Origin of the sequence: Rhodopseudomonas sp. AAP120, assembly GCF_001295845.1 — a bacterium.
In the GTDB taxonomy this organism is placed as follows: Bacteria; Pseudomonadota; Alphaproteobacteria; order Rhizobiales; family Xanthobacteraceae; genus Rhodopseudomonas.
Map to the genome: position 1 here is coordinate 1 of NZ_LJIC01000136.1, position 12664 is coordinate 12664.

At 63.8% G+C, this 12664-nt stretch carries 10 protein-coding genes; 1 reads left to right on the plus strand and 9 read right to left on the minus strand.

What is annotated here, in order from left to right:
* Positions 1-80: 80 nt before the first annotated feature.
* The 9 genes from IP86_RS20520 to IP86_RS20560 form a co-directional block, all read right to left on the minus strand.
* Entirely contained in the window at positions 81-1310 is a 1230-nt protein-coding gene (locus IP86_RS20520; protein ID WP_054164287.1) for an ABC transporter substrate-binding protein, read from the minus strand.
* 226 nt (positions 1311-1536) lie between these two features.
* The gene (locus tag IP86_RS20525) at positions 1537-2763 is read right to left on the minus strand and encodes an ABC transporter substrate-binding protein (RefSeq protein ID WP_054164288.1); all 1227 of its coding nucleotides are present in this window, start codon (positions 2761-2763) and stop codon (positions 1537-1539) included.
* 184 nt (positions 2764-2947) lie between these two features.
* Positions 2948-4183 (minus strand): ABC transporter substrate-binding protein, encoded by a 1236-nt coding sequence (locus IP86_RS20530; RefSeq protein ID WP_054164289.1) that lies wholly within the window; start codon positions 4181-4183, stop codon positions 2948-2950.
* A 152-nt stretch (positions 4184-4335) separates the two neighbouring features.
* Positions 4336-5565 carry an ABC transporter substrate-binding protein gene (locus IP86_RS20535; protein WP_054164296.1) on the minus strand — a complete coding sequence of 410 codons (1230 nt, stop codon included), beginning with the start codon at positions 5563-5565 and terminating at the stop codon, positions 4336-4338.
* A 381-nt stretch (positions 5566-5946) separates the two neighbouring features.
* Positions 5947-6960: a branched-chain amino acid ABC transporter permease gene (locus IP86_RS20540; protein WP_054164290.1), complete on the minus strand. Its 1014-nt coding sequence runs from the start codon at positions 6958-6960 to the stop codon at positions 5947-5949.
* 2 nt (positions 6961-6962) lie between these two features.
* Complete coding sequence (locus IP86_RS20545; protein ID WP_054164291.1) at positions 6963-7841, minus strand: branched-chain amino acid ABC transporter permease; 879 nt, start codon at positions 7839-7841, stop codon at positions 6963-6965.
* Positions 7842-7851: 10 nt separating this feature from the next.
* Complete coding sequence (locus IP86_RS20550; RefSeq protein WP_054164292.1) at positions 7852-8565, minus strand: ABC transporter ATP-binding protein; 714 nt, start codon at positions 8563-8565, stop codon at positions 7852-7854.
* A complete protein-coding gene (locus IP86_RS20555; protein ID WP_054164293.1) occupies positions 8562-9359 on the minus strand; it encodes an ABC transporter ATP-binding protein in 798 nt (265 codons plus the stop codon). The genes IP86_RS20550 and IP86_RS20555 overlap by 4 nt, the downstream gene beginning before the upstream one ends.
* 63 nt (positions 9360-9422) lie before the next feature.
* Entirely contained in the window at positions 9423-10301 is an 879-nt protein-coding gene (locus tag IP86_RS20560; RefSeq protein ID WP_054164294.1) for an IclR family transcriptional regulator, read from the minus strand.
* A 161-nt stretch (positions 10302-10462) separates the two neighbouring features.
* Between IP86_RS20560 and IP86_RS20565 the strand changes: the two genes are divergently transcribed.
* Entirely contained in the window at positions 10463-12562 is a 2100-nt protein-coding gene (locus IP86_RS20565; protein WP_054164295.1) for a 3-hydroxyacyl-CoA dehydrogenase NAD-binding domain-containing protein, read from the plus strand.
* The last annotated feature ends 102 nt before the right edge of the window (positions 12563-12664 follow it).

The following is a 12664-nucleotide window of genomic DNA, read 5'->3' on the forward strand; positions in this document are numbered from 1 at the left end:
GCGAGGAGCGAAGCGACGAAGCAATCCAGCTCAGTGCACGGCGCTGGATTGCTTCGCTTCGCTCGCAATGACGCGAGAAGCTACCCCCCGACATCACCGTTGATGACGTCGCCGAACAACTCCCACTTCTCGCCCTTGAACCGCATCAGCTGCAGCTGGCTGATCGGCGCGAAATCGGTCGCCGAGGTGTTGATGGTGATGCCGGGAAGCAGCACTTCGGTGCGGAAGTTCTTCAGGCTCGCCGCCTGCTTCATGACGTTCTCGCGGGTCAGATTGTCGCCGCACCGCTTCAGCACCTCGACCAGCGTCTGCGCCACGCCGTAGCCGACGATCGTGCCGCCGTCGAGCTTGTTGCCGTCCGGGAAGTCCTTGTCCATGAAGGCGAGGAATTCCTTCATGCCGGCATCGTCCTTCCACTGATCGTCGCTGACGTCCTTGAGATAGGCCGCCGAGATCACGCCTTGTGCGGCCTCGTAGCCGGCCGGCTTGATCACGCTGCCGACCGAAGCCGACACGTTGTTGAGGAAGTGCACCGGCTTCCAGCCGATCTCGGCGTTCTTCTTGATCGCCTGCGCGGCGAATTTCGGCGTGGTGATGTTGATGAACACGTCGGCGCCGCTCGACTTCAGCTTGACGAGGTGGTTGTCGATCGTCGGCGAGGAGACCTCATAGCTCTCCTTCATGACGATCATCGACCTTCCTTTCTCGCCGAGCCCGTCCTCGAGGCCCTTGAGATAGTCCTTGCCGTAATCGTCGTTCTGATACAGCACGCCGATCTTGGCGTTCGGCATCTCCTTCAGGATGTATTTGGCGTAGATCTGGGTCTCGCTCTGGTAGCTGGGCTGCCAGCCCATCGTCCAGGGAAAGTCCTTCGGATCGTTCCACTTGGTGGCGCCGGTGGCGACGAACAGCTGCGGCACCTTCTTGGCGTTCATGTATTTATGGATCGCCGAGTTCGACGGCGTGCCGAGCGAATTGAACACCAGTAGCACCTCGTCGCTCTCGACCAGCTTGCGCGCCTGCTCCACCGTCTTCGGCGGCGAATAGGCGTCGTCGTAGCTGATGAAGTTGATCTTGCGGCCGTTGATGCCGCCGGCATCGTTGATCTTCTTGAAGTACGCCGCTTCGGTGCGTCCGATCACGCCGTAAGCGGAGGCGGGGCCGCTGTAGGGCATGATGTTGCCGATCTTGATCTCGGTGTCGCTGACGCCCGGATCGTACTTCTTCTGCGCCAGCGCGTTGCCCGGCGCCGCGAGTGCCACAGCGAGTACGGCCGAGAGGGCGACCGCATGCGTACGGAGTGAAGGCATTTCTGACTCCCGTTTCTTGGACTGTTGATTGTGTGTGTTGTTCGGGCTCTTCGCGGCCCTGAAGAACTATTCAACACCCTCCGCAAGATGCCGGCAACAAAAAGCCCCTGCGACAACGTGGCAGGGGCTTATTGCAGTGCGGAAGTAACAGCTCGGCTGTTAGTAGAAATCCGAGGTGTATTTGCGCATGGCTCGGTTCGGCCGGCGCGCCACGGTCGGTGTCCGGTCAGCCGCCGGTTTCGGCGCTGATGATGTCGCCGAACATTTCCCATTTGCCCTTGGTAAACCGCATCATCTGCAGCTGTTCGATCGGTGCGAAGTCGGTCGCCGAGGTGTTGATCTTGATGCCCGGCAGCAGGGTGTCGGCGGCAAAGTCCTTCAGGCTGGCGGCCTGCTTCATGACGTTGGCGCGGGTCAGGTTGTCGCCGGACTGCTTGAGCACCTGCACCATGGTTTGCGCCGCAGTATAGCCGTACACCAGGTTGGTATCCGAGATGTTGGCGCCGGGCATATATTTGTCGAGAAACGCCTTGAATTTCTTCATGCCCTCGTCGTTGTCCCACTGCGGGTCCGAGGCGTCCTTCAGATATCCGGCCGAGAGCACGCCTTCAGAGGCGTCGAGGCCGGCGGGCTTCATCACCGCGCCGATCGAGATCGACACGTCGGTCATCAGGTGCATCGGCTTCCAGTTGAGCTCGGCCATCTTCTTGATCGCCTGGGCGGCGAATTTCGGCGTCGAGATGTTGACGAAGACGTCCGCGCCGGTGTCCTTCAGCTTGACGATGTGGGCGTCGATCGACGGCTCGGAGGTCTCGTAGCTCTCTTCGGCGATGATCAGCTTGGAATTGGCGCCGAGGATGTCCTTCAGCCCGGCGACGTAGTCCTTGCCAAAATCGTCGTTGGCATAGAACACCGCGATCTTGGCGTTCGGCTTCTCCTTCAGGATGTACTTGGCGAAGATCCGCGCCTCGACCCGGTAGCTGGGCTGGAAGCCCATCGTCCAGGGGAAGTCCTTGGGGTCGTTCCACTTGCTCGCGCCGGTTGCAACGAACAGTTGCGGGACCTTCTTGGCGTTATGATATTTTTGCACGGCTGTCTGGGTCGGGGTGCCGAGCGCGTTGAACACCAAAAAGACTTCGTCGCTCTCGATCAGCTTGCGCACCTGCTCGACCGTCTTGGGCGGCGAGTAGGCGTCGTCGTAGCTGATGAAATTGATCTTGCGGCCGTTGATGCCGCCCTGGTCGTTGATCATGCGGAAATAGGCATCTTCGGTCTTGCCGATGACGCCGTAGGCCGAAGCCGGGCCGCTATAGGCCTCGACATTGCCGATCTTGATCTCGGTGTCGGTTACGCCCGGATCGTATTTCTTCTGGGCGAAGGCGCCTTGGCTGGTCGCCGCGAGCAGCAGTGCGGCGGCCGAGAGCGTCGCGAGAGTCGAACGCGAAAAGGACATCGTGGGTCGTCTCCTGAACCAGGTGTCACCGCCTCGTTGATCGGGCGGCGTAGTTCGGATTGAAACCTGTTTGTCCGGAACCGGCAACAAAGAACCCCCGGCGAGGCGGCTCGCCGGGGGTTACATTTTGTTCAGTTAGCGCCGGTTGTGTCGAGACGCTATGCGTCCGGCGCGGTGCTCGCTGTTACTCGGTCTTGACGTCGCCCGAAATGATGTCGCCGAACAGCTCCCACTTTTCGCCCTTGAAGCGCATCATCTGCAACTGGCTGATCGGAGCGAAATCGGTCGCCGAGGTATTGATCTTGATGCCCGGCAGCAGCGTGTCCGGCTCGAAGTCCTTCAGGCTGGCGGCCTGCTTCATGACGTTGGCGCGGGTCAGGTCGTCACCGCACATCTCCAGCACCTTGTGCAGCGTCTGGGCGGCGCCATAGCCGTACACCATGTTGCTGTCGGTCTTGCTGGCGCCCGGCATGTACTTCTCGACGAAGGCGTGCCACTTCTTAAAAGCAGGGTCGTTGGCCCACTGCGGGTCGGTGCCGTCCTTGGCATACGCCGCCGACAACACGCCCTGGGCGTTCTCGAAGCCGGCGGGCTGCATCACGCTGCCGACCGAGGCGGACACGTTGGTGATGATCACCAGCGGCTTCCACCCGAGTTCGGCGATCCGCTTCACCGACTGGGCGCCGAATTTCGGCGTGACGTACAGCAGCACGACGTCGGGATTGACCGATTTCAGCTTGACGATGTTGCTGTCGATGGTCGGCGCCGAGATCTCATAAGTCTCCTCGGCGACGATCATCGAGGCGCCCTTGGCGCCGAGCGCGTCCTTGGTGCCTTTGAGGTAGTCTTTGCCGAAGTCGTCGTTCTGATAGAGGATGCCGATCTTGGCGTCCGGCTTCTCCTTCAAGAGATACTTGACGTAGATCTGCGCTTCGCTCTGGTACGAAGGCTGCCAGCCGATGGTCCAGGGGAAGTTCTTCGGGTCGTTCCACTTGGTGGCGCCGGTGGCAACGAACAGCTGCGGCACCTTCTTGGCGTTGAGATACTTCTGGATCGCGGTGTTGGACGGTGTGCCGAGCGGATTGAACACCGCAAGCACTTCGTCGCTCTCGACCAGCTTGCGAACCTGCTCGACCGCCTTCGGCGGCGAATAGGCGTCGTCATAGCTGATGAATGTCACCTTGCGGCCATTGATGCCGCCGTTCTCGTTGACCATCCGGAAGTAGGCTTCCTCGGTCTTGCCGATGGTGCCGTAGGCCGACGCCGGGCCGGAATAGGGGATGATGTTGCCGATCTTGATCTCGGTGTCGGACGCCCCGGTATCGTATTTCTTCTGCGCGAAGGCCGCGCCGCTGAACGAGGCGAGGCTGACCGCGGCGGCTGCTGAAAAGGCGAGCGCGCGCGAACGGAAAGTTTGCATTCCGAAAGGCTCCTTGGTCGTGAGGTGTTGTTCTTGGTTCGAACTTCGTTGAGTTCGATCCGGATTGAACACGTTTCTCGCTACCGCAGCAATAGCGAGCGCATGCGACCAAGCCGCCGGGGAGCAAAATCCGCGCCCGCGGGAGCTAACAGTTAGTTCCGGAGTTCCCCGTCGATCACCGGCCCGAACAGTTCCCAGTGATCGCCGGTGAACCGCATCAGCCGCAGTTGCTCGATGGGGTGGAAGTCGTCCGGCGCGGTGGTGATGGTGATGCCCGGGAGCAGCGTGTCGGGCGCATATCCCTTGAGGCTCGCCGCCACGCGCATGACGTTGGCCCGGCTCAGATCGTCCCCGGCTCGGCGCAGCACCTCGACCAGGCACTGCGCGGCGCCGTAACCGTAGACGACAGAGTTGTCGCCGCGGTTGACGTCCGGCGCGTAGGCGTCGAGAAAGGCGTGGAACCGTTTCATGCCGGGATCGTCCGCCCATTGCGGATCGGCGGCATCCTTGTTGTAGGCGGCCGACACCAGCCCTTGTGCATTCTCCAGCCCGGCCGGCCGGATCACCGCGCCGATCGAGGCCGACACCAGCGCCTGGATGTAGAGCGGCCGCCACGCCATCTCGGCGGCGCGGCGGATGCTTTGCGCGGCGAATTTCGGGGTGGTGATCGACACGAACACGTCGGCGCCGGACGCCTTCAGCCGCGCGACATGGTTGTCGGCACTGGGCTCGGTCACCTCGTAGCTTTCTTCGGCGACGATCATCGTCGCCTTGTCGCCGAGCCCGTCCTTCAGGCCCTTCAGCAGGTCGCGGCCGAGGTCGTCGTTCTGATAAAGCACCGCGATCCGGCCCGCCGGCTTTTCGACCAGGATATACTTGGCATAGACCCGGCCCTCGACCTGGTAGGGCGGCTGCCAGCCCATCGTCCAGGGAAACGCCTTGGGATCGCCGAACCGCGTCGCCCCGCTGGCGGCGAACAGCTGCGGCACGCCCTTGACGTTGAGATACTTCTGGATCGCGACGTTCGACGGCGTGCCCATCGGGCTGAACATCAGCAGCACCTCGTCGCTCTCGACCAGCTTGCGGGTTTGCTCGACGGCCTTGGCCGGGCTGTAGGCGTCGTCATAGGAGACGAATTCGATGCGGCGTCCGTTGATGCCGCCCTGGTCGTTGATCATCCGGAAATACGCCTGCTCGATCCGGCCGACGATCGCGTAGGCCGAGGCTGAGCCCGAATAGGGCATCAGATTGCCGATGCGGATCGTTCTATCGCTGGCGCCGGGGTCGTAGGCGTTCTGAGCCAGCGCGCCGCTGGTGGAAGCGAGGGCGAGCAGTACAAACAGCGCGCTGCGGCGCGTGTGACGAAGGCAGAACGACAGCATCGAGCATCTCGGCAGGGCGCGCGCGGCGCGGAACGACGCCATCCATACGCCCGATCGCGGCCGCGTTGCATCCTCCGATCGGGGGGCAGCCTTGCAGAACCAGGGCCAGCAGCAGTTCGGCTGAGGGCATCCTGGATCCAGCCTTCCAAACGTACGCAACAAGCAGGACCTCATGGTGAGAAGGCGCGAAGCGCCGTCTCGAACCATGGGCCGCATGGGATGCGTTGTCCCATCCTTCGAGACGCCCGCCTTCGCCGGTCTCCTCAGGATGAGGACTCACTGCCTTTGGACAGGCCCCATCGATTCATCGACGAATCGCGCGCAAAGAAAAAGCCCCCGGCGCGGGGCGCTGGGGGCCAGGCATCGTCAGACTGGCGACTGCTATTTGCGCAGCTTGTGGACCCAGTTCTGCACCGTATAGGCGACCTGCCGCGCGCCGTGCGGCAGGACGAAGATGATCAGGATCAGGATCAGGCCGAACACCGCGCCCGACAGGCCCTTGGAGAAGTGCTCGGCGATGTTCGGCACGAACACGATGAACGCCGCGCCGATGATCGAGCCCGGCAGCCAGCCGACGCCGCCCACCACCATGCCGAGGAACAGCGCGATCGCCAGCTGGATGGTGTAGCTGTCCGGCGCCACGAACTGCACCGCGATGGCACCGAGGCCGCCGGCGACGCCGGTGATGCCGGCGGAGACGCCGAACGCCAGCGTCTTGTACAGCGCCACGTCGACGCCCATCGCCGACGCCGCGATTTCATTGTCGCGGATCGCCATCATGGCGCGGCCGGAGCGCGACTTCAGCAGGTTCACCGAGGCGACGTAGATCACCATCGAGATCGCCAGCACGAAGTAGTACAGCCACATGTCCTGCGACAGCGGCAGGCCGAACGGCGCGTCGGGCTTGGTGATGACCAGACCCTGGACGCCGCCGGTCCACGCTTCGAAGTAGTGCAGCTTGAGGAGCTGCGGCATCGCGGTGGCAAGCGCGAAGGTCGCGAGCGCCAGGTAGATGCCCGAGAGCCGCAGCGCCGGCAGGCCGAACAGATAGCCGGCGATGAAGCAGATCGCGCCCGAGATCGGCAGCGTCAGCGCGTAATTGACGCCGAACGTGTCCATCAGGATCGCCGAGGTGTAGGCGCCGAGCGCGTAGAACGCGCTCTGGCCGAGCGAGAACTGGCCGGAGCCGCCGGTCAGGATGTTCAACGCCAGCACCGCGATCGCGTAGATCAGCACCATCGTCATCTGGAAGATGACGAAGTTCTTCATGAACAGCGGTGCGATACACAGCAGCAGCACCACCACCACGGAAGCGTAGGTGCCGAGCGCCATGTACTTCTTGGGCGTGGTTTCGATCGGCTGGGTATCGTTCACGATTTCCTGCAACGCGCTCATGATCAGACTCGCTTGACGATGTTGCGGCCGAACAGGCCCGTGGGTTTGACGACCAGAACGGTGACGATCAGCGCCAGCGCGATCGGCAGTTTCAGTTCGTTGCCCACACCGGGGATGTAGGTGCCGGCGAGGTTCTCGAAGATGCCGACCAGGAAGCCGCCGATCACAGCGCCGAGCGGGCTCGACAGACCGCCGAGCACGGCCGCGGCGAAGCCGTAGATCAGCACGCCGCCCATCATGTTCGGCTCGAGGAACACCACCGGAGCGATCAGCATGCCGGCAATCGAGCCGATCGCCGCCGCCATGCCCCAACCCAGCGCGATCATCCAGGAGGTGTTGACGCCGACGAGACGGGCCGATTCAGGCTGCGCCGCCGCCGCCCGCATCGCGAGGCCGATGCGGGTGAACTGGAAGAAGAAGTACAGCAGCAGCAGCAGCACCAGGGTGACGCCGATCATGCCGGCCTGGTGGGTCGAGATCAGCTGGCTCCCCAGGAACGGCGCGGAGCCGAACGGCGAGGGGAACTGCTTGATGGTGAAGTCCCAGGTCAGGCCCGCGACCGAGTTGATGATCGCGAACAGCGCGATGAAGCCGGCGACGTGGGTCAGCACCGGCGCGTTGCCGAGCGGCTTGAACAGCGCCCGCTCGATGACGATGCCGCCCGCGAAGGACAGCGCCAGCGTCAGCACGAAGGCGCCCCAATAGGGCACGCCCCATTGCATCAGCTGCCAGGCGATGAACGTCGAGAACATCGCCATTTCGCCCTGGGCGAAGTTGAGGTGGTCGATCGCCTGATAGATCATCACCACGGCCAGCGCCATACATGCGTAGATGGCGCCCGTGGCGATACCTGCCAGGACCTGATTCAGCAGAAGTTCCATGGCAGTCTCCTCAGTATCCGAGATAGGATTTGCGGACGTCTTCGTTATTGGCGATGTCGTCCGCTTTGCCGGACATCACGATGCGGCCGGTCTCGATCACATAGGCCTGGTCGGCCAGTTCGAGCGCCAGCTGCGCGTTCTGTTCGACGACGAGGATGCTGACCTTGTCTTCACGATTGATCTTGCCGAGGATCTTGAACAGGTCGCGGACCACCAGCGGGGCGAGACCGAACGACGGCTCGTCCAGCAGCATCAGCCGCGGTCGCAGCATCAGCGCGCGGGCGACCGCGAGCATCTGCTGTTCACCGCCCGACAGCGTGCCGGCCTGCTGGGTGTGACGCTGCTTCAGCACCGGGAAGTGCGCATACATCCGCTCGATGTCGGTTTCGATCGCCTTGCGGTCCTTGCGGCTGATCGCGCCGAGTTCGAGATTCTCGTGCACGGTGAGCGTCGTGAAGGTGCCGCGGCCCTGAGGAACGTGGGCGATCCCGAGCTTCACGATCGACTCGGTCGAGCTCTTCGTCAGCGACTTGCCTTCGAACTCGATCGAACCGGTGGAGCGGACCATGTTGCAGATCGCGCGCAGCGTCGTGGTCTTGCCGGCGCCGTTGGCGCCGAGCAGGGTGGTCAGGCTGCCTTCTTGCAGCTCGAAGGCGAGCCCGTGCAGCGCCTGGACCTGGCCGTAATAGGCGCGCAGGTCGCGAACGTTGAGCAGCGCTGTCATTGGTCCTTGCTCCCCAGATAGGCCTTGATCACATCCGGGTCGTTCTGCACCTGCGTGGGCGTTCCCTCTGCGAGCTTGCGGCCGAAATTCAGCGCGACGACGTGGTCGGCGATCGACATCACCAGACCCATGTGGTGTTCGACCAGGAGCACGGTGACGCCGCGGTCGTCGCGGATCTTCCTGACCAGGTCGCCGAGGATGTAGACTTCCTCGTGATTGAGGCCGCCGGCCGGCTCGTCGAGCAGCAGGATCTTCGGCTCGGTCGCCAGCGCGCGCGCCAGCTCGACGCGCTTCTGCGTGCCGAACGGCAGGCCCGACACCGGGGTGTGGGCGACGTTGCGCAGTTCGAGATAGCCGAGGATATCGTCGACGCGCTTGTTCATCTCCTTCTCGCCGCGACGAATCCACGGCAGGCGGAGGGAATCCGAAACGATGTCGCTGTTGGTGCGCGCATGCGTGCCGACGCGCACGTTGTCGAGCACCGAAAGATTCGGGAACAACGCGACGTTCTGGAACGTGCGGCCGATGCCCATCTCGGAGATGCGATGCGGCGGCCGGGTGAGGATGCTGTCCCCTTCGAGCAGGATGTCGCCCTTGCTCGGCTGATACAGCCGCGACAGGCAGTTGAACAGCGTGGTCTTGCCGGCGCCGTTGGGGCCGATCAGTCCGAGGATCTGGCCCTTCTTCATGTCGAACGAAATGCCGTTCAACGCCACGATGCCGCCGAACACGACGCTGACGTCGCGCACCGCGAGCAGCGGTGACGCGGTTTGTCCCGAATGTGCCTGCATCATTTGCTGCGGCCCTGAACCGGGCGGCGGAGCATGATCATCGGCGACGCTTCGCGACGACGGATGCTACCTGATCCCCTCGACGACACGCGCAACTTTCCCTCCTGACTTAGTTTTCTTGTTTTCAGATTTGTCGGTTCGTCTTGATAGCGGCGCCGCTGTCCCGCCGAGCGCCGCTTCGATTTTCCTTACCATCGCCAATAGGCGAGGTCCAATGTCGTTGATCAGTCGTTCTTCCGTAAAGCGGAATGCAGGCGCGCCGCAGTTGAACGCGTAAGGTCCGGTGCCGTCGTTCATCGTCAGTGCGACGCCGGCGGCGTGCACGTCGTCCTGCCATTCGCCGGCCGAAATGGTGAAGCCGTATTTGGCGACCATCTCTTCTGAGCGCTCGATGCCGTCCTTGATGCGCGGCCAGCGGCTGCCGTAGTAATCGCGCATGTCGCGCAGCAAAGCCGCGCGTTCGTCGCCCTGCAGCGCGCACAGATAAGCGCGGCCCATCGCGGTGGTGGCGATCGGGATGCGTGAGCCGACATCGAGCTGGACGCCGACGGTGAGGCTGGATCGCGCCTGACCGACATAGATCATGCTGAGCCGGTCGCGCGCGCCGACCGCGACCGCGCCGCCGGTCTGCTGCATCAATTCGTCGCGGAAGGATTGCGACAGATGACGCACGCCGAGATTGGCGAGGGCCGCATAACCCAGCGACATCGCGGCGGGCGCGAGTTGATACTTCTCGAATCGCGGCACCTGGGTGAGGTAACCGAGCTTGGTCAGCGTGTAGGTCAGTCGCGAGATCGTCGGCTTCGGCAGCTTGGTGCGCGCCGCGATCTCCTGATTGCCGAGCAGGCCGTCATTGGGGCCGAACGCGCGGAGCACCTCCAGCCCTCGCGACAGCGCGACGACGAAACTGCGATCTGTCGCGGCTTTTTTCGGAGGACGTTTCATTCCCGGCGCGTTTGTTGATTATGCTGGTCGTTGACAAGCGACGCTCTTCAAAATAACCCTCGCTGTCAAGATGTGGAATTAAATTTCGCAGTGCGAAACGGCTCCAGATCGACCGAGACCAACAAGAAACGCGACCCGAGAAACTCACCAGGGAGAATGCAATGAGCGAAGTCGTAACGCGCGCGCGGCAGGATGCGATCGCGATCGTCACCGTCGACAGTCCGCCCGTCAATGCGCTCAGTGCGGCTGTTCGCCGCGGCATTCTGGAAAACGTTAACGCGGCGGTCGCCGATCCCGAAGTCCAGGCAATTGTCCTAGTGTGCGCGGGCCGCACCTTCATCGCCGGCGCCGACATCACCGAATTCGGCAAGCCGCCGCAGCCGCCGGCGCTCAACGACGTCATCGCTGCGCTGGAGAATTCACCCAAGCCGACGATTGCGGCGATCCACGGCACCGCGCTCGGCGGCGGCCTCGAAGTCGCGCTCGGCTGCCACTTCCGCGTTGCGGTGAAGGAGGCCAAGCTCGGTCTGCCCGAAGTCAAGCTCGGATTGTTGCCGGGTGCCGGCGGCACGCAGCGCCTGCCGCGTGCGGTCGGTCCGGAACTCGCGGTGCAGATGATCGTCGGCGGCAGCCCGATCGGCGCGGCCGAAGCGCTCAAGCACGGCCTGATCGAAGAGATCGTCGAAGGCCCGACCGCGGGCGCGGTGGCGTTCGCCAAGAAGGTCGTCGCCGAGAAGCGCCCGACGCGCCGGCTGCGCGACGACGACTCTAAGCTCGCAGCTGCGAAGGCCGATCGCTCGATCTTCACCAATGCGGTCGCGGCGATGACCAAGAAGGCGCGCGGCCTCGAAGCGCCGTTCGCCTGCGCCGACGCGGTCGGCGCGGCGATCGACCTGCCGTTCGACGAGGGCATGAAGAAGGAGCGCGAGGGCTTCCTCAAGCTGCTGACGAGTGATCAGTCGAAGGCGCAGCGCTACGCGTTCTTCGCCGAGCGAGAAGCCGCCAAGGTCGACGGCGTGCCGGACGGCACCAAGCCGCGCCCGGTCAGCCGCGTCGCGATCATCGGCGCCGGCACGATGGGCGGCGGCATCGCGATGTCGTTCGCCAATGCCGGCATCCCGGTGACGCTGATCGAGACCGGCGAGGAGCAGCTCAAGCGCGGCATGGGCATCATGCAGAAGAACTACGAAGCCACCGCGGCGCGCGGCGGCATTCCGGCGGACGCGCCCGCCAAGCGGATGGGCCTGATCACCGGCGTGGTCGGCCTTGAGAACGTCAAGGACGCCGACCTGATCATCGAGGCGGTGTTCGAGACCATGGCGGTGAAGAAGGAAGTGTTCACCGCGCTCGACGCCTACGCCAAGCCCGGCGCGGTGCTGGCCTCGAACACGTCGTATCTCAACGTCGACGAGATCGCCGCGACGACGAAGCGGCCGCAGGACGTGCTCGGCATGCACTTCTTCTCGCCCGCCAATGTCATGAAGCTGTGCGAGATCGTGCGCGGCGCCAAGACCGCGCCGGATGCGCTGCTCACGGCGGTGTCGATCGCCAAGAAGATCGCCAAGGTGCCGGTCGTGGTCGGCGTCTGCGACGGCTTCGTCGGCAACCGCATGCTGGCGGCCCGCTCCAAGCAGTCCGAGAAGCTGCTGTTCGAAGGCGCGCTGCCGCAGCAGGTCGACGCCGTCGTCACCAAGTTCGGCATGCCGATGGGCCCGTTCGCGATGGGCGATCTCGCCGGCCTCGATATCGGCTGGCGCTCGCGCAAGGACCGCGGCATCAAGTCGGAAATCGCCGACGCGCTGTGCGAAGCTGGCCGCTTCGGCCAGAAGACCGGCAAGGGCTACTACAAGTACGAAGCCGGTTCGCGCTCGCCGCTGCCGGATCCGGAAGTCGAGACGCTGATCAACGACACGCTGACCAAGCTCGGCCTCAAGCGCCGCGATATCAGCGACGAAGAGATCCTCGAGCGCATGGTGTACCCGATGATCAACGAGGGCGCCCGTATCCTCGAAGAGAAGATCGCGGCGCGGCCGAGCGACATCGACGTGGTCTGGCTGTACGGCTACGGCTGGCCGATCTATCGCGGCGGCCCGATGCACTACGCCGACAGCGTCGGCCTCAAGCACATCGCCGAGCGGCTCGCTTACTATGCCAAGGCCACCAACGACCCGTCGCTGGAGCCGGCGCCGCTGCTGAAGAAGCTCGCCGACGAAGGCAAGACCTTCGCGTCGATCGGCCAGCCGAACAAAGCCGCGGCGTGATCCTCCTTCTCCCTCTCCCGCTTGCGGGAGAGGGCCGGGGTGAGGGCGCCACACGGACAGGCTTCCGTCGTGGGAACCCCCCCCCCCCCCCCCCCCCCCCCC